This is a genomic window from Microtetraspora malaysiensis (assembly GCF_050947145.1).
GTDB lineage: Bacteria > Actinomycetota > Actinomycetes > Streptosporangiales > Streptosporangiaceae > Microtetraspora_A > Microtetraspora_A malaysiensis.
In genome coordinates this window covers 6,298,703-6,322,700 of the sequence record NZ_CP191998.1, presented here as the reverse complement: position 1 = coordinate 6,322,700, position 23,998 = coordinate 6,298,703, and the positions used below count along the sequence as shown (strand labels likewise).

Sequence of the window (23,998 nt, the reverse complement as noted above, 5' to 3'; positions counted from 1 at the left end):
TTTGCCTTTCCCACCAGATACCGAAATATCGGCTTGAATGATGATGTTGTAGGTTAAATGCCGGGATCAGCCGGGATGTAGGGCGAGCGACGCTCAAGGAAGAGCGCAGCGAAAGGGCGCTCGCCGCACCGCGACGAAGCGGTTTCCCGGTGGGTGATACGTCCCGCCTCCTGCCCTTCTCTCCACCACGGTTCGCCCCAGCGAAGGTTCGCGAAGCGCACCGGGTTGGGACTAATCGGGCAGGATGCGGTAACGTTTGACGTACCTATCACCGCAGCAGGGCCAACGTCGTCCCTCTGTTTTCGAGCAGAAGATGACGACGGGAGGGATTCATGCCTGCTGCCCGCCTCGGCCATGCCGGAGGCTTCCCCGAGCCTCAGGGCCTGTACGACCCCGCGAACGAGCACGACGCCTGCGGTGTCGCCATGGTGGCGGACGTCGCCGGCCGCCGCAGCTATGACATCGTCGCGAAGGCCCTGACCGCGCTGCGCAACCTGGACCATCGAGGGGCCAGTGGCAGCGAGCCGGACACCGGCGACGGAGCCGGCATTCTCACGCAGATCCCGGACGCGTTCTTCCGCGCGGTCGTGGCCGACCTGGAATGGCGCAGCCCCCTGCCGCCCGAGGGCGCGTACGCCGCCGGTCTCGCGTTCCTTCCGCGCGACGAGCAGGCGCGCGGCGTCGCCGTCGGCCTGATCGAGGAGATCGCCGCGGAGGAGGGCGTGACCGTCCTCGGCTGGCGTGACGTCCCCGTCGACGCAGCGCTCCCCGGCGCCAGCGCCCGCGCGGTCATGCCGCACTTCTCGCAGCTCTTCATCACCGCACCGAACGGCGCGACCGGCATCGCCCTCGACCGGCTGGCCTTCGCCTTCCGCAAGCGGGCCGAGCACGAGGCCGACGTCTACTTCGCCTCGCTGTCCAGCCGCACGGTCGTCTACAAGGGGATGCTGACCTCGCTGCAGGTCGAGCCGTTCTTCCCCGACCTGTCCGACCAGCGGTACGCGACCGCGATCGCGCTGGTCCACTCGCGGTTCTCCACGAACACGTTCCCCTCGTGGCCGCTCGCCCACCCCTACCGGTACGTCGCGCACAACGGCGAGATCAACACCGTCAGGGGCAACCGGAACTGGATGCGCGCCCGCGAGGCGATGCTGGCCAGCGGCGTGATCCCGGGCGACATGGAGCGGCTGTTCCCGATCTGCGACCCGGACGGCTCCGACACCGCGTCCTTCGACGAGACGCTCGAACTGCTCCACCTGGGCGGCCGGTCGCTCCCGCACGCCGTGCTCATGATGATCCCGGAGGCGTGGGAGAACCACACGGAGATGGACCCCGCCCGGCGGGCGTTCTACGAGTTCCACTCCACCCTGATGGAGGCGTGGGACGGGCCGGCGTCGATCACCTTCTCCGACGGCACGCTCGTCGGCGCGGTGCTCGACCGCAACGGCCTGCGCCCCGGCCGCTTCTGGGTCACCGACGACGGGCTGGTGGTGCTGGCCTCCGAGGCCGGCGTCCTGGCCGACATCCCGCAGGAGAAGGTCGTCCGCAAGGGCCGCCTCCAGCCCGGCCGGATGTTCCTGGTCGACACCTCGCGCGGCAAGATCATCGAGGATGACGAGATCAAGGCCGAGCTCGCGGCGGCCGAGCCGTACGGTGCCTGGCTGCACGCGGGCCTGGTCCGCTTCGAGGAGCTGCCCGCGCGCGAGCACGAGCACCCGACGCACGAAGCGCTCGTCAAGCGGCAGCAGACCTTCGGCTACTCCGAGGAGGAGCTGCGGGTCATCCTCACGCCGATGGCGCGCCACGGCTACGAGCCGATCGGGTCGATGGGCAGCGACACGCCCGTCGCCGTACTGAGCGAGAAGCCGCGGCTGCTCTTCGACTACTTCAGCCAGCTCTTCGCCCAGGTCACCAACCCGCCGCTGGACGCGATCCGCGAGGAGCTCGTCACCTCGCTGCAGTCGACCATCGGCCCCGAGGGCAACCTGCTCGACCCGGGCCCGGCCTCCTGCCGCCGGCTCGTGCTGCCCTACCCGGTGATCGACAACGACGAGCTCGCCAAGATCGTCCACATCAACGACGAGGGCGCGCTGCCGGGCTTCCAGCCGTACGTCGTCTCCGGGCTGTTCCACGTGGGCGGCGGCGGTGACGCGCTGCTGCGGCGGCTGCGGGAGATCCGCGAGGAGGTCTCGCGAGCGATCGAGGACGGCGCGCGGATCATCGTCCTGTCCGACCGCGGCTCCTCCCGCGAGAAGGCGCCGATCCCGGCGCTGCTGCTCACCGGCGCGGTGCACCACCACCTCATCCGGGAGAAGACGCGCACCCGCGTCGGCCTGGTCATCGAGACCGGTGAAGCCCGCGAGTGCCACCACATGGCCCTGCTCATCGGGTACGGCGCGAGCGCGGTCAACCCCTACCTCGCGATCGAGACCGTCGAGGACATGGTCGAGGCCGGGCGGCTGCCCGGCGTCGAGCCGCGCGCGGCAGTGCACAACCTGATCAAGGCGTACGGCAAGGGCGTCCTGAAGATCATGTCCAAGATGGGCGTGTCCACGGTCGCCTCGTACACCGGCGCGCAGATCTTCGAGGCGCTCGGCCTGGGCGCCGAGGTCATCGACGAGTGCTTCACGGGGACCACCTCGCGGCTCGGCGGCGTCGGCTTCGACGTCCTGGCCCTCGAGGCGTCCGAGCGGCACCAGCGGGCCTACCCGCGGGCCGAGAACGCGCACCGGCGGCTGGAGGTCGGCGGCGAGTACCAGTGGCGCCGCGAGGGCGAGCCCCACCTGTTCAACCCGACGACGGTCTTCAAGCTGCAGCACGCCACCCGCGGCCGGCGGTACGAGATCTTCAAGGAATACACCTCCCTGGTCGACGGCCAGGCCGAGCGGCTGATGACCCTGCGCGGCCTGTTCCGGCTGCGTAAGAGCACGCCCGTGCCGATCGAGGAGGTGGAGCCGGTCGAGTCGATCGTCCGGCGGTTCTCCACCGGTGCCATGTCGTACGGCTCGATCTCGATGGAAGCGCACGAGACCATCGCCATCGCCATGAACCGGCTGGGCGGCAAGTCCAACACCGGCGAGGGCGGCGAGGACCCCGAGCGGCTGTACGACCTGGACCGGCGCAGCGCGATCAAGCAGGTGGCCTCCGGCCGCTTCGGCGTGACCAGCGAGTACCTGGTGAACGCCGACGACCTGCAGATCAAGATGGCCCAGGGCGCCAAGCCCGGCGAGGGCGGCCAGCTCCCGGGGCACAAGGTGTACCCGTGGATCGCCAAGACCCGGCACTCCACGCCCGGCGTCGGCCTCATCTCGCCGCCGCCGCACCACGACATCTACTCGATCGAGGACCTGGCCCAGCTCATCCACGACCTCAAGAACGCCAACCCGCGGGCCCGCGTGCACGTGAAGCTGGTGTCCGAGGTCGGCGTCGGCACCGTGGCCGCGGGCGTGTCCAAGGCGCACGCCGACGTCGTGCTGATCTCCGGCCACGACGGCGGCACCGGCGCCTCGCCGCTGACCTCGCTCAAGCACGCCGGAACGCCGTGGGAGCTCGGCCTGGCCGAGACCCAGCAGACGCTGCTGCTCAACGGCCTGCGCGACCGGATCGTCGTCCAGGCGGACGGCCAGCTCAAGACCGGCCGCGACGTGATCGTGGCGGCGCTGCTCGGGGCCGAGGAGTTCGGCTTCGCCACCGCGCCGCTGGTCGTCTCCGGCTGCGTCATGATGCGGGTCTGCCACCTGGACACCTGCCCGGTCGGTGTGGCCACGCAGAACCCGGAGCTGCGCAAGCGGTTCACCGGCAAGCCCGAGTTCGTGGTGAACTTCTTCGAGTTCATCGCGCAGGAGGTCCGCGAGTACCTCGCCGAACTCGGCTTCCGCTCGCTCGACGAGGCCGTCGGCCACGCCGAGATGCTGGACTTCACCGCGGCCGTCGACCACTGGAAGGCCGCGGGGCTGGACCTGTCGCCGATCCTGCACCAGCCGGCGCTGCCCGCGGGCACTCCGCTGCGCAAGTTCGTCGAGCAGGACCACGGCCTCGACCGTGCCCTGGACAACACGCTCATCCAGCTCGCCGAGGGCGCGCTCAAGTACGGCGACCGGGTCACGCTCGAACTGCCCATCCGCAACGTCAACCGTACGGTCGGCACGATGCTCGGCCACGAGGTGACCCGCAGGTACGGCGGGGCCGGACTGCCGGACGACACCATCGACGTGACCTTCACCGGGTCGGCGGGCAACTCGTTCGGCGCGTTCGTGCCGCGCGGCGTCACGCTGCGGCTCGTCGGCGACGCCAACGACTACGTCGGCAAGGGCCTGTCCGGAGGCCGCCTGGTCGTCCGCCCGCCCGCGGACGCGCCGTTCGCGGCCGAGACCCAGGTCGTCGCCGGCAACGTCGGCCTGTACGGGGCCACCTCCGGCGAGGTGTTCGTCCGGGGCGTCGTGGGCGAGCGGTTCTGCGTGCGCAACTCCGGCGCGACCGCCGTCGTCGAAGGCGTCGGCGACCACGGCTGCGAGTACATGACCGGCGGCCGGGCCGTCGTCCTCGGGCCGACCGGGCGCAACTTCGCGGCCGGCATGTCCGGCGGCGTCGCGTACGTGCTGGATCTGAACGCCGACCGGGTCAACCGGGAGATGGTGGAGATCGAGTCGCTGACGGACGAGGACGCCGCGTTCCTGCGGGCGATCGTGGAGCGGCACCTGGCCGAGACCGGCTCGGCCGTGGCCAAGGGGCTGCTGGCCGACTGGGACGCCGCGCTCACGCGGATCGGCAAGGTCATGCCGACCGACTACAAGCGGGTGCTCCAGGCGGCGGAGGCCGCCCGGCTCGAAGGCCGCGACATCGACGAGGCCGTCATGGCCGCGGCGCAGGGGTGAGGCCGATGACCGACGTCCGCTTCGCCGTCAACCGTTCGACCGACGCACACCGATAAGGGGGGTACACCGATGGCTGACCCGAAGGGTTTCCTCACGCACGACCGCGAGCTGCCGGCGCGCCGCCCGGTCGACGTGCGCATCCGCGACTGGCGGGAGGTCTACGAGGACTTCCCGAAGCCCGCGCTGACCAAGCAGGCCGCCCGCTGCATGGACTGCGGCATCCCGTTCTGCCACAACGGCTGCCCGCTCGGGAACCTCATCCCCGAGTGGAACGACCTGGTGTACCGGGACGACTGGCGTGAGGCGGCCGAGCGGCTGCACGCGACCAACAACTTCCCGGAGTTCACCGGACGCCTGTGCCCGGCTCCCTGTGAGGCGGCCTGCGTCCTCGGCATCAACGCCGACCCGGTCTCGATCAAGCGGGTCGAGGTCGAGATCATCGACCGCGCCTTCGCCGAGGGCTGGGTCGCGCCGCGGCCGCCGGAGAGGAAGACCGGCAAGCGCGTCGCCGTGGTCGGCTCCGGCCCGGCCGGGCTGGCCGCCGCCCAGCAGCTCACCCGCGCCGGGCACGACGTCGTCGTGTTCGAACGCGCGGACCGGATCGGCGGCCTGCTCCGGTACGGCATCCCCGAGTTCAAGATGGAGAAGCGCCACCTCGACCGCCGCCTGGCGCAGATGGAGGCCGAGGGCACCGAGTTCCGCACCGGCGTCAACGTCGGCGTGGACGTCCCGGTCGCCCGCCTGCGCGAGGAGTTCGACGCGATCGTGCTCGCCGGTGGGGCCACCGCCTGGCGCGACCTGCCGGTGCCCGGGCGCGAGCTCAAGGGCGTCTACCAGGCGATGGAGTACCTCCCGCCCGCCAACCGGGACCTCGCCGCGTCGCCGATCTCGGCGGAGGGCAAGCACGTGGTCGTGATCGGCGGCGGTGACACCGGCGCCGACTGCGTCGGCACGGCGATCCGCCAGGGGGCCGCCTCGGTCACCCAGTTGGAGATCATGCCGCGGCCGCCGGCGGACCGGCCCGGATCCCAGCCGTGGCCGACGTACCCGATGCTGTTCAAGATGGAGAGCGCGCACGAGGAGCTGGAGGCGGGCGGCGGCGCCCGCGTCTACGCCGCCTCCACCACCGAGTTCCTCGCGGACGAGCACGGCAACGTCCGGGCGCTGCGCCTGGTCGACGTCGAGGGGCCGGCGGCCGGGTTCCGGCCGATCCCGGGCAGCGAGCGGGAGATCCCCGCCGAGCTGGTCACCCTCGCGATGGGATTCGTCGGCCCGGAGCGTGGCCCGCTGCTCACCGGCCTCGCGTCGCTCGCCTCGCGCGACTTCTTCGACGCCCGGGGCAACGTGGCCCGCGGCGCGTCGTACGAGACCGCCGTGGAGGGCGTCTTCGCGGCCGGTGACATGGGGCGCGGCCAGTCGCTGATCGTGTGGGCGATCGCGGAGGGCCGGTCGGCCGCCGCGGCGGTGGACGAGTACCTCTCGGGCCGTACCGCCCTGCCGGTCGCGGTCCCGCCGACGGCGCGCCCGCTGGTCTGACACCTGCGTGAACGGACGTGACCACGCGGCCGCCGGCCGCGTGGTCACGTCTATTGTTGTGGCCGGAGCCGCCTGCGCACGTCCCCCAGGCGAAAATCCGACAAAACGGGAATACCTCTCGTATGTCGGTGGCGTGCTCACGCTGTCAGGCTCCTCCCGGGACGGGCGGGCCAGAACGAGGAGGGGTCGTTGAACGTACGGGGACGTCTCACCGCCGCGGTCCTCGCGGTGGCGATGGCGGGCACGGCCTGCGCGGCCGGCCCGAGCGATCCCGGCGCGGGCCGGGACGCCCACGGGGCGCGGACGGCGACGCCCGGGACGGCGCGGCCGACGGGGGCGAGCGGGGAGTTCCTCGTCTTCTACACCCAAGGCGGTCGGGACGCGGCGGCCCGCGCGGTCGCCGCCAGCGGCGGCGTGGTCACCGGGGACGAGCCGCGGCTCGGCTACCTCGTGGCCGAGCTGTCCGCGCCGGAGAAGCTTGGCACGACCCCGGCGATCGCCGGCGTCACCCCCGACCGCAGGATCGGCGAGGCGGCGAGCGTGCCAACGCCGCCCGCCGCCTCGCCGCCGGCGTCGCCCACCCCCGCACCCTCCGCGGCCACGTCGGGGCCCGCGGCGCTGGCCGACCCGCTGTCCGGCCGCCAGTGGGACATGAAGATGATCGGCGCCACCGCCACCGGTTCCTACGCTCACCCCTCGGCGCGGGGCAGGCGGGTGCTCGTCGGCGTCATCGACACCGGCATCGACGGCAAGCACCCCGACATCGCGCCCAACTTCAACCGCGAGCTGAGCCGCAACTTCGTCACCGACCGGCCCAAGGACGCCAACGGCAAGACGTTCGACGGTCCCTGCGAGGCCAAGGACTGCAAGGACCCCGTGGACGTGGACGACGACGGCCACGGCACGCACGTCGCCAGTACGATCGGCTCCCCGCTCAACGGGATCGGGGTCGCCGGGGTCGCCCCCGAGGTGTCGCTGGTGAACATCCGCGCCGGCACCGACTCCGGCTACTTCTTCCTCAAGCCCACCCTGGACGCCCTCACGTACGCCGCCGACATCGGCGTCGCGGTGGTCAACATGAGCTTCTACGTGGACCCCTGGACGTTCAACTGCCCGAACAACCCGAAGGACACGCCCGCCGAACGGCTCGAACAGCGCGGCATCATCGAGGGCATGCGCCGCGCCGTGGCGTACGCGCACGCCCACGGCGTCACGCTGATCACGGCCATCGGGAACAGCGGCACCGACCTCGGCCACCCGGCGAAGGACACCGCGAGCCCCGACTACCCGCTGGGCGCCGAACACGAGCGCAAGGTCGACAACACCTGCATCAACGTGCCGGCGGAGCTGGAGCACGTCATCTCGGTCTCCGCCGTCGGCCCCACCGAGCGCAAGGCGTCCTACTCCGACTACGGCGTCGAGCAGACCGACATCGCCGCGCCGGGCGGCGACCTGTTCGCCAAGGACGGGCGGCTCACCGGCGTGGGCAGGGAGATCCTGGCCGCGGCCCCGGCCCGCGCGCTGCGCCAGAAGGGCCTCGTCGACGCCCGCGGGGTGCCCCAGGACCCGTCCGTGGTCCGGGAGTGCCCGCCCGGCGGGACCTGTGCCTACTACCAGTACCTGGAGGGCACCTCCATGGCCTCGCCGCACGCCGCCGGCGTCGCCGCGATCATCGTCGGCCGCTTCGGCACCCCCGGGAAGAACGGCCTGACGATGGACCCCGCCGAGGTCGAACGCATTTTGTACGAGACGGCGGTGCCCCGGCCCTGCCCGGAGCCCCGGGCGTACAAGTACGCGAAGAACGACGTGCAGACCTGCGAGGGCGGCCGGGATCACAACGGCTTCTTCGGCCACGGCATCGTCAGCGCCGCCCGGGCCGCGACGTTCACCCGCTGAGTCTCCGCTGGGGGAATGCCCTGCTGGCGGTCCGGCGGATTCGGTAGCCTGAATTGGGCGCGCGAAGCCGCGACGGCGGGCGCCGGGCCCGCGCCACCCCGCACGGCGGGGTGCGAAGGACACCCGGATGAGCCCGATACGTCATCGACAATTTGGCCACAGCTCCATGCGCCGTCACAATCAAGTGGTCTGTACCAATTAGGCTAGGACCGTGAGTCGTCGAGCAAAGATCGTCTGTACCCTTGGCCCCGCAACCTCCTCGCCGGAGCGGCTGCGCGAGCTCATCGCCGCCGGCATGGACGTGGCCAGATTCAACCTCTCGCACGGCAGCCACGAGCTGCACAAGGAGGTGTTGGACCGGGTCAGGGCCGCCGCCGACGAGGTAGGGCGTGCCGTAGGCGTGCTCGCCGACCTCCAGGGGCCCAAGATTCGCGTGGGCCGGTTCGCGTCCGGTCCGGTACGGCTCGGCTTCGGAGACGTCTTCACCATCACCACCGAGGACGTCCCCGGCGACCGTGACATCGTCTCCACCACGTACGCCGGGCTGCCCGGCGACGTGCGGCCGGGCGACACCGTGCTCGTGGACGACGGCCGCCTCCACCTGGAGGTGACCGCCGTGGACGGCCCCCGCGTGGTCACCCGCGTCGTCATCGGCGGCATGATCTCCGACAACAAGGGCCTCAACCTGCCCGGCGTCGCGGTCAGCGCGCCCGCGCTCACCGAGAAGGACGAGATCGACCTGCGCTGGGCGCTGCGCACCGGCTTCGACATGATCGCGCTGTCCTTCGTGCGCTCGCCCGGCGACGCCGAGATCGTGCACGGGATCATGGAAGAGGAGGGTGTCCACCTCCCGCTGCTCGCCAAGATCGAGAAGCCGCAGGCCGTCGCCTGTCTGGAGGAGATCGTCGACGCCTTCGACGGCATCATGGTCGCCCGCGGCGACCTCGGCGTCGAGCTGCCGCTCGAGCAGGTGCCGATCGTTCAGCGCCGCATCATCGAGCTGTGCCGTGACAAGGCGCACCCGGTCATCGTCGCCACCCAGATGCTCGACTCCATGATGAGCGCCCCCCGGCCGACCCGGGCCGAGGCCTCCGACGTCGCGTACGCGGTCATGGACGGCGCCGACGCGGTGATGCTGTCCGGCGAGACCTCCGTCGGCAACTATCCCGTCGAGTCGGTCTCCACCATGGCCCGCATCGCGACGGCCGCCGAGAGCGCCACACTGCACGCCACGCACACCCTGGAGCGGCTGCCCGAGACCACCGGCGGCGCCATCGCCAGGGCTGCGGCCGAGGTCGGCGCGATCGTCGGCGCCAAGGCCCTGGTGGCGTTCACGATGTCGGGCGAGACCGCGCGGCGGCTCGCGCGCTACCGCTCGCCGATCCCGCTGCTCGCCTTCACCTCCAACCCGCAGGTCCGCGGGCAGCTCGCGGTGACCTGGGGCGTCGAGACCTTCGAGGTGCCGTTCGTCCACCACACCGACGACATGGTGCGCCAGGTCGAGGCCTCGCTGCTCACCCTCGGCAACTTCGAGAAGGGCGACAAGATCGTCATCGTGGCGGGGTCCCCGACCGGCATCCCGGGCTCGACCAACTTCCTGCGCGTGCACACGATCGGCTCGGCGGTCGCGCACCCCCGCTGACCGGCGGCTCCGTACCGATCCGACCCGGTGGCCCACGGCCGCCGGGTCGTCGGCGTGCCGGACACTCTCGTCGGCCTTCCGGTGGGAAGTGGCTGGTCACGCCACATTTCCATTACGTCGCGTTATGAAGTCATAACTGTAGGTGGCGAAAATCTGGTTGATCAGACGTGAGCCGTAGGGAACCATGGCGGGAGCGAGCCGTCCCCCCTTAGGTGAGGAGTGTCACGCCCGGTCATGCCGTCACGATCAGGACCCACCTCAGACGCTCGAAAACCCTCCTGGTCCTCGCTGTGGCGGCTCAAGTCGTATCTGCGCCCCTATACCCGGCCGGTGGTCCTCATGTGGGCCGCGGCCGTGCTCGGCATCGCGGCCGCCATCCTGACCCCGCTCGTCGGCAAGGAGATCATCGACGGTCCGGTGGCCCACGGAGACCAGGCCGCGCTGCTGCCACTCGGACTGCTCGCGCTCGCGCTCGGTGTGGCCGAGGCCCTGCTCACCTTCCTGCGCCGCTGGTCCCAGGCCGCTCCCGTGCTCGGTCTGGAGACGGCGATCCGCGACGACCTGTACCGCCATCTGCAGCGCCTGCCGATGCGCTTCCACGACGAATGGCAGTCCGGTCAGCTCCTCTCCCGCGCGACCACGGACCTGTCCACGATCCGGCGGTTCCTCGGGTTCGGCGTGCTGTTCCTCGTGATGAACGTCCTCCAGCTCACCACCGTGACCGTGGTGCTGCTGCGGATGTACTGGCCGCTCGGCCTGCTCGTCGCCGGTTCGGCGATCCCCGTCATCATCCTGTCGAATCGCTTCGAGAAGCGGTACATCCGCATCTCCCGCCAGGTGCAGGACGAGCAGGGCGACCTCGCCACCTTCGTCGAGGAGAGCGCCCTCGGCGTCCGCACGATCAAGGCGTTCGGACGGCGGCGCCACGTGGCCGCGACGTACGACGGCCTGGCGGGCAAGGTGTACCGCACCTCCCTGGAGAAGGTGCGGCTGTCCTCCCGGTTCTTCACCTTCCTGGAAGTGGTGCCGAACGTCACCCTCGCCATGGTGCTGCTCCTCGGCGCGCTCGCCGTCGGCGGCGGCTGGCTGACCCTGGGCACGCTGGTGGCCTTCACCACGCTGGTGCTCCAGCTCGTCTGGCCGGTCACCTCGCTCGGGTACATCCTGGCGATGGGCCAGGAGGCCATGACGTCGGCGGACCGGGTCGTCGAGGTGCTCGACACCGTGCCCGAGATCGCCGGCGGCGCGCAGGTCGTCGCCGAGCCGCGCGGCCACCTGCGTTTCGAGGGCGTCGGCTTCCGGTTCCCCGGCGCCGAGCGGCCCGTGCTGCGCGACGTCTGGCTTGAGGTGGAGCCGGGAGAGACCATAGCCATCGTCGGCGCGACCGGCTCGGGCAAAACCACGCTCACCGCGCTGGTGCCGCGGCTGGTCGACGTCACGGCCGGGCGCGTCACCGTCGACGGGCACGACGTGCGCGACCTGTCCCTGCCCTCGCTGCGTTCGGTGGTCGCCACCGCCTTCGAGGAGGCCACGCTGTTCTCGATGAGCGTCCGGGAGAACCTCACCCTCGGCCGCGGGGACGCCACCGACGAGGAGATCCGCGCCACGCTGGAGATCGCCCAGGCCACCTTCGCGTACGACCTGCCCTGGGGGCTGGACACCCGCATCGGCGAGCAGGGCATGTCCCTGTCCGGCGGCCAGCGGCAGCGGCTCGCCCTGGCCCGCGCGGTGCTCGGCCGGCCCCGGATCCTCGTCCTGGACGACACCCTCTCGGCGCTCGACGTGGAGACCGAGGCCCTGGTCGAGGAGGCGTTGCGCGCCGTCCTCACCGACGCCACCGGCCTCGTCGTCGCGCACCGGGCCTCGACCGTGCTGCTCGCCGACCGGGTCGCGCTCCTGCAGGACGGCACCATCACCCACGTCGGCCGCCACGCGGACCTGCTGGCCGAGGTCCCCGAATACCGGGCGCTCCTCGCGCAGGACGCCGATCTCGACCAGGAGGAGGCACTGCGGTGAGCGTGGAAGCGACCGGGGACGGCTGGCGCGGAGTCGCCGCGGAGGAGCAGGACCATCTCTCCGACCGGGTGTCGCTCCTGCTGCGCACCCGCTCACGCCGGCTGCTCGGCGACCTGCTCCGCCCGCACCGGCGCGGCATGGCGCTGCTGGTCGCGATCATCGTGCTGTCCAGCGCCGCTGGGCTGGCCATCCCGTACCTCGTCGCGGTCGGCATCGACGACGGCATCCCGCCGATGCTGCGCGGCGGCGGGCCCGGGACGCTGTTCGTCATCGTCGCCGCGGTCGTCGCGGCCGCGCTGACCCAGGCGCTCACCCGGCAGGCGTTCCTGCGGCTGTCCGGCCGCATCGGCCAGGACATCCTGCTCGAACTCCGCCGCCGCGTCTTCGACCACTTCCAGCGGCTGTCCCTGTCGTTCCACGAGAAGTACACCTCCGGGCGGGTGATCTCGCGGCTCACCTCGGACGTCGAGGCGATCGCCGAGCTGCTGGCGTCCGGCCTGGACGGGCTGGTCACGGCGGTGCTCACGCTGGTCGGCACCGCGGCCATGCTGCTCCTGCTCGACGCGCACCTCGCCGTGGTCGCGCTGCTGCCGCTGCCCCTGCTGCTGCTGTTCACCCGCTGGTTCCGGCGCCAGTCCAGCGTCACCTACCGCAGGACCAGGGAGACCGTCGCCCTGGTCATCGTCCACTTCGTCGAGTCGATGACCGGCATCCGCGCGGTCCAGGCGTTCCGTAGGGAGCCCCGCAACCAGGAGATCTTCGAGCGGCTCAACCAGGACTACCGCGACGCCAACATGCGGGGCATGCGCCTCGTCGCGGCCTTCATGCCCGGCGTCAAACTGATCGGCAACGTGACCGTGGCCGCGGTCCTGCTGTACGGCGGATGGCTCGCGCTGCACGATGCCGTCACTGTCGGAGTGCTGGCCGCGTTCCTGCTCTACCTGCGCCAGTTCTACGAGCCCATGCAGGAGATCAGCCAGTTCTACAACACGCTCCAGTCGGCGAGCGCGGCGCTGGAGAAGCTGTCCGGGGTGCTGGAGGAGGAGCCCGCCGTCGCCGAGCCCCGCCACCCCGCGGCCCTGCCGTACGCGAAGGGGGCGGTGCGGTTCGAGGCGGTCGAGTTCGCCTACCCGGACGGGCCTCCGATCATCCCGGCGCTCGACCTGGAGCTCCCGGCCGGGCAGACCATGGCGGTGGTCGGCACCACGGGCGCGGGCAAGACCACCCTGGCCAAGCTGATCTCCCGGTTCTACGACCCGGTGGACGGCCGCGTCCTGCTCGACGGGGTGGACCTGCGCGACCTCGACGAGGCCGCGCTGCGCCGCTCGGTGGTCATGGTCACCCAGGAGAACTTCCTGTTCTCCGGCACGATCGCCGAGAACATCAGGTTCGGCCGTCCGGACGCCTCCGACGAGGAGGTGGTCGCCGCCGCCCGCGCGATCGGGGCGCACGCGTTCGTCGCGGCGCTGCCGGACGGCTACGACACCCAGGTCGGCAAGCGCGGCGGCCGGATGTCGGCCGGGCAGCGCCAGCTCGTGGCCTTCGCGCGGGCGTTCCTCGCCGACCCGGCCGTCCTCATCCTCGACGAGGCGACCTCCAGCCTCGATGTGCCGAGCGAGCGGCTGGTCCAGCGGGCGCTGCGCACCATCCTCGCGGACCGGACCGCCGTGATCATCGCGCATCGGCTGTCCACCGTGGAGATCGCCGACCGCGTGCTCGTCATGGAGGGTGGCCGCGTGGTCGAGGACGGCCCGCCGCAGCGGCTGATCGCGGGAGCGGGCCGATTCGCCCGCCTGCATCGCGCCTGGGTCGAGAGCCTCGCCTGACCGTACGCGCCGCGCCTGGGCGGCCGTACGGGAGAGCCGGAGGCGGATGGAGCCGGCGATCCCGGCTCGGTGACTGGTGAAAAAGTGCCCCGGGTGGGACTCGAACCCACACTGTACGGGTTTTGAATCCGCTCCCTCATGCCAATTGGGGTACCGGGGCTTCAATCCGGACACTGTGTGACATGTCCGAACCCGTCGCTCGGAGCTTAGCGGATGAACGATCAACCACAAGCCCCGTGCGTGGTCCTACTGTAGTGGACATCGGTAACCTCTTGTGCGTGACTACGCAGCGGCGAGTGGTGATCGCGGAAGACGAGGCCCTGATCCGCCTCGATCTCAAGGAGATGCTCGAAGAGGACGGCTACGCCGTCGTGGGGGAGGCCGGCGACGGTGAGACGGCCGTCAAGAAGGCCATCGAGCTGCGCCCCGATCTGGTGATCCTCGACGTGAAGATGCCCGTGCTCGACGGGATCTCGGCCGCTGAGCGGATCGTCTCCGAGCGCATCGCGCCCTGCCTCATCCTCACCGCGTTCTCACAGCGCGACCTGGTGGAGCGGGCCAGGGACGCGGGGGCCATGGCCTACCTGGTCAAGCCGTTCACCAAGGGGGACCTCATCCCCGCGATCGAGATGGCGGTCAGCCGCCACGAGGAGATCGCCGCACTGGAGAAGGAGGTCTCCGGACTCTCCGAGCGGCTGGAGACCCGCAAGCTGGTCGAGCGGGCCAAGGGCCTGCTCATGGCGCAGCACGGCTGGACCGAGCCGCAGGCGTTCCGCTGGATCCAGAAGGCGTCGATGGACCGCCGCATGAGCATGCGGCAGGTGGCCCAGATCGTCGTCGACGACGCGGCCGGGAGCTGAGGACGGGGGAGGCTCCGCCCGGCGCTTCACGCGGCGTCGGGTCGTACGCTGCGCCACAGACGGGTCTGTACATGCATAAAAGCACCATCTTGGCGACCGCCCGTCCCCGATAAAAAGCGTAATTAACGTTTTTTGTCGGGTTTGTTACCAGATTGATTTTGGGCTGGAGCGATCTACATAACAAAGCCATAACTGTGATGGGCTCTGTACCGACCTGTGACTTCGCGAGGTTGTACTACCGCTCACGACCCCTCGGCTGACCACTGTCTTGGGGCGGACGCGTATCCGATCCCCAATGGTGGGATCAAGCGAAAGGAAGGCAACCTTGCGATCCACGATCGCTCGCCTCGGTGGCGTCGTCGCTGCCGGTACAGCGCTTGTCCTCGGCCTCGCGGCCTGTGGGAGCGGCACTGAGGAGGCTTCGCCGACCGGTGCTCAGAACGGTGACGGTGCCACCACCCTCAAGATCGGCTTCATGGGCGACCTGACCGGGGCCAACTCCGCGCTGATGATCCCGCCGTCCCAGGGCGCCCAGCTCGCCGTCGACGAATTCAACGCCAAGTCGACCAAGGTCAAGGTCGAGATGGTGAAGTACGACAGCCAGGGTAACCCCGACCAGGCCGTCACCCAGGTCCAGCAGGCCATCACCCAGGACAAGATCACCGCCCTCGTCGGCCCCGGTTTCTCCGGCGAGTCGCGCAACGTCGGCCCCATCCTGGAGCAGGCCAAGATCCCGAGCATCTCCGCGTCGGCGACCAACCCCGCGCTGGCCGACAACGGCTGGAAGTTCTGGCACCGCGTCGTCGCCAACGACGACGTCCAGGGCCCGGCCGTCGCCGAGTTCCTGGTCAAGGCCAAGTCGGCCAAGAAGGCCTTCGTCATCGACGACGCTCAGGAGTACGGCGCCGGCCTCGGTGACGCGGTGGCCAAGGGCTTCGAGTCCCAGGGCGTCAAGGTCGAGCGCGACAAGATCGACCCCGAGGGCTCGGACTACTCCTCGACCGTCACCAAGGTGAAGGCGGCCGCGCCGGAGGTCATCTTCTTCGGCGGCTACTACGCTCCGCTCGGCCGGCTGCTCAAGCAGCTCCGCGACGGCGGCGTGACCGCGGTCGTCTCCTCCGGCGACGGCTCGGTCGACCAGGCGCTCGTCGAGGGCGCGGGCAAGGGCGCCGCCGAGGGCGCGGTCCTCGGCTGCCCCTGCCTCATCCCGTTCGGCTCGGACGTGCCGGAGCTGAAGACCTTCAGCGACAACTACAAGGCGAAGTTCGGCACCGACCCGCTGATCTACGCCACCGAGGGCTATGACGCGATGTCGGCCTTCCTGAAGGCGATCGAGGCGGGCAACACCACCTCCGAGAAGATCAACGAGTACCTCTCGACGATCGACTTCCCGGGTGTCTCCAAGCAGATCAAGTTCAACCCGAACGGTGAGATCGCCGCGAGCGTCATTCACATCTACGAGGTGAAGGACGGCAAGGTGACCTGGCTGGGCGACACCTCGAAGGCTCAGCTGAGCTGAGGCGACGAGTAGCGACCTGAGAACGCTGAGGAGCGGGAGCGACCCCCCGGCTCCCGCTCCTCACTGCCCGGCGACCCCGGTTGCCCCGGTTCGAAAGCGACCACCGTGCTCAACGACTTCATCAGCCAGGTCGGGCCGTCCACAATCGGAGGTCTGGCCAGCGGCGCCATTTACGCCTTGATCGCCCTCGGCTACACGATGGTGTACGGCGTGCTGCGCCTCATCAACTTCGCCCACTCCGAAATCTTCATGATCGGCTCCTTCGCGGCGCTGTTCGTGATCAACTTGATGGGGGTCACGGGCCCGCTCAGCGGGATCGCGCTGGTCGGGACGATGCTCCTGCTCCTGCTGGCCTCCATGGCCGCCTCGGGCGGTGCGGCCGTCGTGCTGGAGCGGGTGGCCTACCGGCCGCTGCGCAGGCGCGGCGCCTCCAGGCTCGCGGCGCTCATCTCCGCGATCGGCGCCTCGATCTTCCTCCAGGAGCTCTTCGCCCTGGTGATCATCCCCGAGGTGTTCGACCGCCCCTCCCAGGGCCGCAACCAGGTCCCCGTCCCGCGGCTCTTCGACCGTGAGACGGTCTTCTCGATCGGCAACACCGACATCAGGAACGACCACCTGTTCATCATCGTCGCCGCCGTGGTGATGATGGTCCTGCTCGACATCTTCGTGAACCGCACCAGGATCGGCCGCGGCATCCGGGCGACCTCCCAGGACCCTGAGACCGCCGTGCTCATGGGCGTGAACATCGACAGCATCATCCGCACCACCTTCCTGGTCGGCGGCGCGATGGCCGGCGTGGCCTCGCTGCTCTACGCCATGGAGTTCGAGAACCTCCGCTTCAACGTGGGCTTCCTGCTCGGCGTCAAGGCGTTCACCGCGGCGGTGCTGGGCGGCATCGGCAACCTACGTGGGGCGCTCCTCGGCGGGCTCATGCTCGGTCTCATCGAGAACTGGGGCTCGATCTTCTTCGGCTCCGAGTGGAAGGACGTCATCGCCTTCTCCGTCCTCGTCCTCGTCCTCCTGTTCCGTCCCACCGGCATCCTCGGTGAATCCCTCCAGCGAGCGCGCGCATGAACGCTAACTCCAACGTCCGATCAGGAAACCCGCTGACGGCCCTCAGGCGGACCGTCGGCGGCTACACCGACGGCGTGCGCGACTGGTGGGCGACGGCCCCCGGTTGGGCCCGCTGGACTGTGTACGCCCTGCTGATCGCGCTCGCGATCGTCGCGCCCAGCGACGCCATCGGGTCGTTCATGTCCCCGCACTCGCACTGGGCGTCGCTGCTGTTCAGCCCGATCGGGACGTACGTCCTGCTGGCGGTGGGCCTGAACGTGGTGGTTGGGCAGGCCGGCCTGCTGGACCTCGGATTCGTCGCCTTCTACGCCATCGGCGCCTACACCATGGCGATCTTCGGCACCAAGTACGGCTGGAACTTCTGGCCGGTGCTCGTGGTCGGCATCTTCATGACGGCGGTGTCGGGCATCATCCTGGGCTCGCCGACGCTGCGGCTGCGCGGTGACTACCTGGCGATCGTCACGCTCGGATTCGGCGAGATCGTTCGGGTCACGGCGCAGAACACCGAGTCCATCGGCGGCTCGCGCGGCATCACCAACATCCCGCACCCGGAGCCCATCTTCGGCGTGGAGTTCTTCCTCGACCCGCTCCCGTACTACTACCTGCTGCTCGCGGCGATCATCCTTGTGGTCATCTTCGCGAAACGGCTGGAACGGAGCCGGGTCGGCCGGGCCTGGGAGGCCATCCGCGAGGACGAGGACGCCGCCGAGCTGATGGGCGTGCCGACGTTCAAGTTCAAGCTGCTGGCCTTCTTCATCGGGGCCATGATCGGCGGACTCACCGGCGTCATCTGGGCCAGCAAGGTCATCGCGATCCAGCCGCCCAACTTCCCGTTCATCCTGTCGGCCACGATCCTGGCCGCCGTGGTGCTCGGCGGCTCGGGCAACCTGCCGGGCGTGATGATCGGCGCGTTCCTGATCGCCTGGCTGCCCGAGCGCTTCCGGGGCTTCGCCGACTACCGGATCCTCATCTTCGGCGCGGCGCTCGTGCTGACGATGGCGCTGCGCCCGGAGGGCCTGCTGCCGCCCCGCCGTCGCCGCTCCATCAGCGGATCCGTCACGAAGCCCGAGACGCCCCCCGCGGGCGGTGACGAGGCCGGCGACGACCGGCCCGCCGAGGAGGTGGCCAAGTGAGCCTGCCGGAAAACGCGAGCTCGCCGGCGAAGACGCTCCTGGAGCTCCGCCAGGTCACCATGCGCTTCGGTGGCGTGCAGGCGCTCGGTGGAGTCGACCTCGCCGTCAAGGAAGGGGAGATCTTCGCGCTCATCGGCCCGAACGGCGCCGGCAAGACCACGGTTTTCAACACGATCACCGGTGTCTACCGGCCGACCTCGGGCGAGGTTGTCTTCGACGGCCAGAAGATCAGCGGCATGAAGCGGTTCCAGGTGACCAAGCGCGGCGTCGCGCGCACCTTCCAGAACATCCGGCTGTTCCACAACATGTCGGCCCTGGAGAACGTCCTGGTGGGCGCGGACGCGCATCACCGGACGGGTGCGGTCGGCGCGGCGCTCGGGCTGCCCTGGCACCGCCGCGAAGAGAAGCGCGGGCGCGAGCGGGCGATGGAACTGCTCGAGTTCGCCGGCATCGCCCACCGCGCCGACGAGACGGCCAAGAACCTGCCCTACGGCGACCAGCGCAGGCTGGAGATCGTCCGGGCACTCGCGACCGAGCCCCAGCTCCTGCTGCTCGACGAGCCCGCCGCCGGCATGAACCCGGCGGAGAAGATCGAGCTGCAGACACTCATCAAGGCCATCCGCGACGCGGGCCGCACGATCCTGCTGATCGAGCACGACATGGCCCTGATCATGGGCATCAGCGACCGCATCGCGGTGCTGGACTTCGGGCAGAAGATCGCTGACGGCCTCCCGGCCGAGGTGCAGAACGACCCGCGGGTCATCGAGGCGTACTTGGGAGCTCCCGCAGATGCTTCTTGAGATTAAGGACATTCACGTCCATTACGGCAAGATCGAGGCTCTCAAGGGCGTTTCGCTGGAGGTCGACGAGGGTGAGATCGTCACCCTGATCGGCGCCAACGGCGCGGGCAAGACCACCACGCTCAAGACCATCTCGGGCCTGCGCGGGCTGTCGTCCGGCAGCATCACGTTCGACGGCAAGGACATCAGCCGCCTGCCCGGGCACAAGCGGGTGCTCGTCGGCATCGGCCAGTCCCCGGAGGGCCGGGGCGTCTTCCCCGGCATGACGGTCACCGAGAACCTCCTCATGGGCGCGTACGCCCGGCGCGGCGACTTCTCCAAGGACCTGGCCGAGGTGTTCGAGCTGTTCCCGCGCCTGGCCGAGCGCAAGGACCAGGCCGGCGGCACGATGTCGGGTGGCGAGCAGCAGATGGTCGCCATCGGGCGGGCGCTGATGAGCAAGCCCAAGGTGCTCCTGCTCGACGAGCCGTCGATGGGACTGGCGCCGATGCTGGTGGCCCAGATCTTCTCGATCATCAAGGAGATCAACACGCGGGGGACCACGGTCCTGCTGGTCGAGCAGAACGCGCAGCAGGCGCTCCAGCTCGCCCACCGGGCGTACGTCCTGGAGACCGGCAGGGTGGTCAAGTCCGCCCCGGCCGCCGAGCTCCTGGACGACCCGCAGGTGCGCGAGGCGTACCTGGGCGGGGCGCTCGGGCAGCACTGACGACGCGACGCGGCGCGGGCCGGCCGGGGGACGCTCACCCGGCCGGCCCTACGCGTGCGCGCGCTCAACGGACCGGCAGCTCGACGCCCTCGGACGGCGTGACCGAGCCGAACGGCGGCGCGCCGAAGAGCCGGACCTTCGTGATCCGCGCGTCCTTCGGCACGTCGAACCACAGGTCGAACTCCGTGCGGACGAAGCTGCCCATCATCATCTCGTCGGGCTGCCGCTTCATCGCTTGCGTGAAGGAGTTGACGTGGAAGACGCGGCCGTCGGAGGCGACGAGGAGCTGGCGCTTGGCCTCGAACTTCTGATTGGTCCGGTCGACGTTCTGCACGACGATCCTGGCGCTGGCGAATTGCCCTTTGGCGTTCCACTCCGCGTGGCTGCCGATCAGACTCGACATGCCGTCCTGGAAGCCGATGAGCCAGAAGCGGGTGGCGCCGTCTGTCACGAGGGAGGGGCGGAGCACGCTCTCGCCGGGGCGGGCGGTCTCGGCCGGGAGTGAGTAGGTGTGCGGGGTCGCGGCTGGTTTCGCCGGCGGATCCGAGCATCCGGTCGTGAGGGCGGTTGTGGTCACGGCGACGACCGCGAGCAGTCCGGCCCGAGCAAACCACGGCATTACCGCACGATAGATCCGCGCCCGGCGTCGGCGCACCGGCATGTGATCAGGCGTATCCGGATCGTTTCCTCGACGCGACCCGGGCGTCTCCGGAGTCGCAGGCGGGGGAGGGCGGGGCGGCGCCGCTTCGTCTCGTCGAGCCCGTGGCGGCCTTTGGGACCGTGCGCAGCTTCCCCGGCTCCGCACGTTGTCTACTCAGCTCGCCACGGGCTCCGAGCCGGACCAGGCTAGCGACGGCACCGCCCGTCGTGCAAAGAAACGGTGCGATCCGTTCCGATCGGATCGGGGACGGCCGTCGGTCAGCCGGCGTCGCGCAGCATGCAGGTGAGTCGCGCGGTGCAGACGCGGCGGCCCTCGTCATCGCTGATCTCGATGTCGTAGGTGGCGAGGCTGCGTCCTCCGTGGACCCGGGTGGCCACCGCCGTGACGTGGCCCGACGTGGCCGAGCGGTGGTGCGTGGCGTTGATCTCGATGCCGACCGCGACCCGTCCGGGCCCCGCGTGCAGCGCCGCCCCCATCGAGCCGACCGACTCGGCCAGCACGCAGGAGGCGCCCCCGTGGAGCAGGCCGTACGGCTGGGTGTTGCCCTCCACGGGCATCCGTCCGATGACCTTCTCGGCGGTCGCCTCCAGGAGCTCGATGCCCATCCGCTCCGGAAGGTGCCCGCGGCTGATCTGGTTGAGGAAAGTCACGGAGTCGTCGGGATTGGTCAGGGTCAAGGGGATGCCTCCTGTACGCAAGAGCCTGCGGTTTCTGTCGTAGATGGAGACTAGGCTGCGGATGTGCCGAACACCGAAGCGACCCCCGACCGTCCGTGCCTGTTGCTCCTGGACGGTCATTCCCTTGCCTATCGCGCCTTCTACGCCCTGAAGGACGCGAATCTGATGACGACGGACGGTCAGCACACGGAAGCGGTGTACGGCTTCACCTCGATGTTGACCAACGTCCTGCGCGACGAGCGGCCGAGCCACGTCGCGGTCTGTTTCGACAGGAGCGAGCCGACCTTCCGGCACGAGGCGTTCGAGGCGTACAAGGCGAACCGGTCCGAGACGCCGGAGGACTTCCGCGGTCAGGTGCAGCTCATCTTCGAGTTGCTCGACGCGCTGCGCGTCCCGCACCTGTCGCTGGCGGGCTTCGAGGCGGACGACCTGATCGCGACGCTCGCCACCCAGGCGTCCGGCGCGGGGATGAACGTACTGATCGTCACCGGTGACCGCGACGCGCTGCAGCTCGTCAACGACAAGGTGACGGTGCTGATGACGCGGCGCGGCATCAGCGACATGACCCGGTTCACCCCCGAGGCCGTGGTGGACAAGTACGGTCTGACTCCGGCGCAGTACCCCGACTTCGCCGCGCTGCGCGGCGACCCGAGCGACAACCTGCCGAGCATCCCCAGCGTGGGGGAGAAGACCGCCACCAAGTGGATCTCCGAGTACGGCTCGCTCGACGAGCTGGTCCGCCGGGCCGACGAGGTCAAGGGCAAGGTCGGCGAGAAGCTCCGCGACCACCTCGGCCAGGTGATCCACAACCGGATGCTGACCGAGCTGCGGCGCGACGTCCCCCTCGACGCCACCCCGGACGCGCTCACCATGGGCGAGTGGGACCGCGAGGAGATCAACAAGCTGCTCGACTCGCTGCAGATCCGCGGCGAGCTGCGTGATCGGCTCTTCAAGACCCTCGGCACGGCCGAGCCCGAGACGAGCGAGGGCTTCGAGGTCGAGGTCACCGTGCTCGGCCCCGGCGAGGTCGGCGGGTGGCTGGCCGCGCTGCCCGAGGGCCGCGCCGGCCTGGAGTTCCGGGGCTCCTACGGCAGCGGCACCGGGCGGCTGGACGGCATCGCCATCGCGGACGGGACGGGCGCCGCCTACATCGACCCCACCCAGCTCACGCCGGAGGACGAGGCGGCCCTCAGCGCGTGGCTCGCCGACGAGTCCCGGCCGAAGGCCGTGCACGACGCCAAGGGCCCGCTGCTCGCGCTGTGGGAGCTCGGCATGGACCTGCGCGGGCTGACCTGCGACACGGCCGTCGCCGCCTACCTGGCGCTGCCGGGGCAGAGCTCGTTCCCGCTCAACGACCTCGTCCTGCGTTACCTGCACCGCGAGCTGCGCAGCGAGGCCGAGACCAACGGCCAGACCAGCCTCTTCGAGGAGGACGACGCGGCCGCGGCCGAGCTGGCGCTGCGGGCCCACGCCGTACGCGACCTCGCCGACGAGCTGGAGGCGCGCCTGTCGAGCCGGGGCGGCACCCGCCTGATCACCGAGGTCGAGCTGCCCCTGATGCGGGTGCTCGCCTCGATGGAGCGGGCCGGCATCGCGGCCGACGGGCAGTACTTCGCCGCGCTCGAAGCGGAGTTCGGCGCGGCGGTCAAGCAGGCGGTGGAGGCGGCGCACGCCTCGGTGGGCGAGCAGTTCAACCTCGGGTCGCCCAAGCAGCTCCAGGAGATCCTCTTCGTCCGGCTGAACCTGCCCAAGACGAAGAAGACCAAGACCGGCTACACCACCGACGCCGACGCGCTGACCTGGCTGGCCGGCCAGACCGACCACGAGCTGCCGACGATCATGCTGCGGCACCGCGACCAGATGAAGCTGCGCATCACCGTCGAGGGCCTGATCAAGGAGATCGGCGACGACGAGCGCATCCACACCACGTTCAACCAGATCAAGGCGGCGACCGGGCGGCTCAGCTCGGAGAAGCCCAACCTGCAGAACGTGCCGATCCGCACCGCCGAGGGCCGCCGGATCCGCAAGGGCTTCGTCGTGGGGGCGGGCTACGAGACGCTGCTCACCGCCGACTACAGCCAGATCGAGCTGCGGATCATGGCGCATCTGTCCGGCGACGAGTCGCTGATCGCGGCCTTCGAGTCCGGCCACGACTTCCACCAGGCGACCGCGGCGCGGGTCTTCGACCTCCCGCCCGAGCAGGTGGACGCCGACCTGCGCGCCCGGATCAAGGCGATGAACTACGGGCTGGCCTACGGCCTGTCCGACTTCGGGCTGTCCGGCCAGCTCGGCATCCCGGTCGCGGAGGCGCGCGCGCTCAAGGACGAGTACTTCCAGGAGTTCGGCGGGGTCCGCGACTACCTGGAGGAGGTCGTCTCCCGGGCCCGCACGGACGGGTACACCGAGACCATCCTCGGGCGGCGTCGTTATCTGCCGGACCTGACCAGCGACAACCGGCAGCGCCGCGAGATGGCGGAGCGGATGGCGCTGAACGCGCCGATCCAGGGCTCCGCGGCGGACGTCATCAAGGTGGCGATGCTCGACGTGCAGCGGGCGATCGAGGGCATGCGCTCGCGGATGCTGCTCCAGGTGCACGACGAGCTCGTCTTCGAGGTCGCCCCCGGCGAGCTGGAGGAGCTCAAGCGCGTCGTGGTCGAACACATGTGCGGCGCGTTCCAGTTCCGCGTCCCGCTCGACGTGTCCGTGGGCGTCGGCCCGACCTGGGAGGACGCCGGTCACTGAACAGGCTCCTCGCGGCCTGAGATTGCCTGCGATTCA

The 23,998-nt window shown here is 70.2% G+C and carries 15 protein-coding genes and 1 tRNA gene; 13 read left to right on the top strand and 3 right to left on the bottom strand.

All coding sequences use genetic code 11. From position 1 onward, the window contains the following. Positions 1-332 precede the first annotated feature (332 nt). The 6 genes from gltB to ACQP1V_RS29780 all read left to right on the top strand — a co-directional run bounded on the left by gltB (position 333) and on the right by ACQP1V_RS29780 (position 13,790). Positions 333-4,874, top strand: a complete 4,542-nt coding sequence (gene gltB / locus ACQP1V_RS29805) for a glutamate synthase large subunit (protein ID WP_433413353.1) — start codon at positions 333-335, stop codon at positions 4,872-4,874. 69 nt (positions 4,875-4,943) lie between these two features. Next, positions 4,944-6,410, top strand: a complete 1,467-nt coding sequence (locus ACQP1V_RS29800; protein ID WP_433413352.1) for a glutamate synthase subunit beta — start codon at positions 4,944-4,946, stop codon at positions 6,408-6,410. Positions 6,411-6,599: 189 nt separating this feature from the next. Beyond that, positions 6,600-8,306 carry a S8 family peptidase gene (locus ACQP1V_RS29795; RefSeq protein WP_433413351.1) on the top strand — a complete coding sequence of 569 codons (1,707 nt, stop codon included), beginning with the start codon at positions 6,600-6,602 and terminating at the stop codon, positions 8,304-8,306. Positions 8,307-8,517: 211 nt separating this feature from the next. Then, positions 8,518-9,948, top strand: a complete 1,431-nt coding sequence (pyk, locus tag ACQP1V_RS29790; RefSeq protein ID WP_387408872.1) for a pyruvate kinase — start codon at positions 8,518-8,520, stop codon at positions 9,946-9,948. A 339-nt stretch (positions 9,949-10,287) separates the two neighbouring features. Beyond that, on the top strand, positions 10,288-11,964 hold the full coding sequence (locus tag ACQP1V_RS29785) for an ABC transporter ATP-binding protein (protein ID WP_433425999.1): 1,677 nt from the start codon (positions 10,288-10,290) through the stop codon (positions 11,962-11,964). Next, positions 11,961-13,790 carry an ABC transporter ATP-binding protein gene (locus tag ACQP1V_RS29780; RefSeq protein WP_433413350.1) on the top strand — a complete coding sequence of 610 codons (1,830 nt, stop codon included), beginning with the start codon at positions 11,961-11,963 and terminating at the stop codon, positions 13,788-13,790. The genes ACQP1V_RS29785 and ACQP1V_RS29780 overlap by 4 nt, the downstream gene beginning before the upstream one ends. Positions 13,791-13,875: 85 nt before the next feature. On the opposite strand, the gene ACQP1V_RS29775 is transcribed toward ACQP1V_RS29780, so the two are convergent. After that, a tRNA-Leu gene (locus ACQP1V_RS29775) sits at positions 13,876-13,950 on the bottom strand. Positions 13,951-14,068: 118 nt separating this feature from the next. On the opposite strand from ACQP1V_RS29775, the gene ACQP1V_RS29770 reads away from it, so the two are divergent. The 6 genes from ACQP1V_RS29770 to ACQP1V_RS29745 all read left to right on the top strand — a co-directional run bounded on the left by ACQP1V_RS29770 (position 14,069) and on the right by ACQP1V_RS29745 (position 19,882). After that, the gene (locus tag ACQP1V_RS29770; protein WP_387408875.1) at positions 14,069-14,650 is read left to right on the top strand and encodes an ANTAR domain-containing response regulator; all 582 of its coding nucleotides are present in this window, start codon (positions 14,069-14,071) and stop codon (positions 14,648-14,650) included. A gap of 325 nt (positions 14,651-14,975) precedes the next feature. Further along, positions 14,976-16,169, top strand: a complete 1,194-nt coding sequence (locus tag ACQP1V_RS29765) for a branched-chain amino acid ABC transporter substrate-binding protein (RefSeq protein ID WP_433413349.1) — start codon at positions 14,976-14,978, stop codon at positions 16,167-16,169. 105 nt (positions 16,170-16,274) lie between these two features. Continuing rightward, positions 16,275-17,243 (top strand): branched-chain amino acid ABC transporter permease, encoded by a 969-nt coding sequence (locus tag ACQP1V_RS29760; RefSeq protein ID WP_433413348.1) that lies wholly within the window; start codon positions 16,275-16,277, stop codon positions 17,241-17,243. After that, positions 17,240-18,376, top strand: coding sequence for a branched-chain amino acid ABC transporter permease (locus ACQP1V_RS29755; RefSeq protein WP_433413346.1), 1,137 nt, complete (start codon positions 17,240-17,242; stop codon positions 18,374-18,376). Before ACQP1V_RS29760 ends, ACQP1V_RS29755 begins: the two co-directional genes overlap by 4 nt. A 59-nt stretch (positions 18,377-18,435) precedes the next feature. Next, entirely contained in the window at positions 18,436-19,176 is a 741-nt protein-coding gene (locus ACQP1V_RS29750) for an ABC transporter ATP-binding protein (RefSeq protein ID WP_387408968.1), read from the top strand. Continuing rightward, positions 19,166-19,882: an ABC transporter ATP-binding protein gene (locus ACQP1V_RS29745; RefSeq protein WP_067128633.1), complete on the top strand. Its 717-nt coding sequence runs from the start codon at positions 19,166-19,168 to the stop codon at positions 19,880-19,882. The genes ACQP1V_RS29750 and ACQP1V_RS29745 overlap by 11 nt, the downstream gene beginning before the upstream one ends. A 64-nt stretch (positions 19,883-19,946) precedes the next feature. Here the strand turns inward: ACQP1V_RS29745 and ACQP1V_RS29740 are convergent, their stop codons facing one another. After that, positions 19,947-20,501, bottom strand: a complete 555-nt coding sequence (locus ACQP1V_RS29740) for a DUF4352 domain-containing protein (RefSeq protein ID WP_433413345.1) — start codon at positions 20,499-20,501, stop codon at positions 19,947-19,949. 299 nt (positions 20,502-20,800) lie between these two features. Then, positions 20,801-21,220, bottom strand: a complete 420-nt coding sequence (locus tag ACQP1V_RS29735; protein ID WP_067128639.1) for a PaaI family thioesterase — start codon at positions 21,218-21,220, stop codon at positions 20,801-20,803. A gap of 63 nt (positions 21,221-21,283) precedes the next feature. On the opposite strand from ACQP1V_RS29735, the gene polA reads away from it, so the two are divergent. Further along, the gene (gene polA / locus ACQP1V_RS29730) at positions 21,284-23,962 is read left to right on the top strand and encodes a DNA polymerase I (RefSeq protein WP_433413343.1); all 2,679 of its coding nucleotides are present in this window, start codon (positions 21,284-21,286) and stop codon (positions 23,960-23,962) included. Positions 23,963-23,998 lie beyond the last annotated feature (36 nt).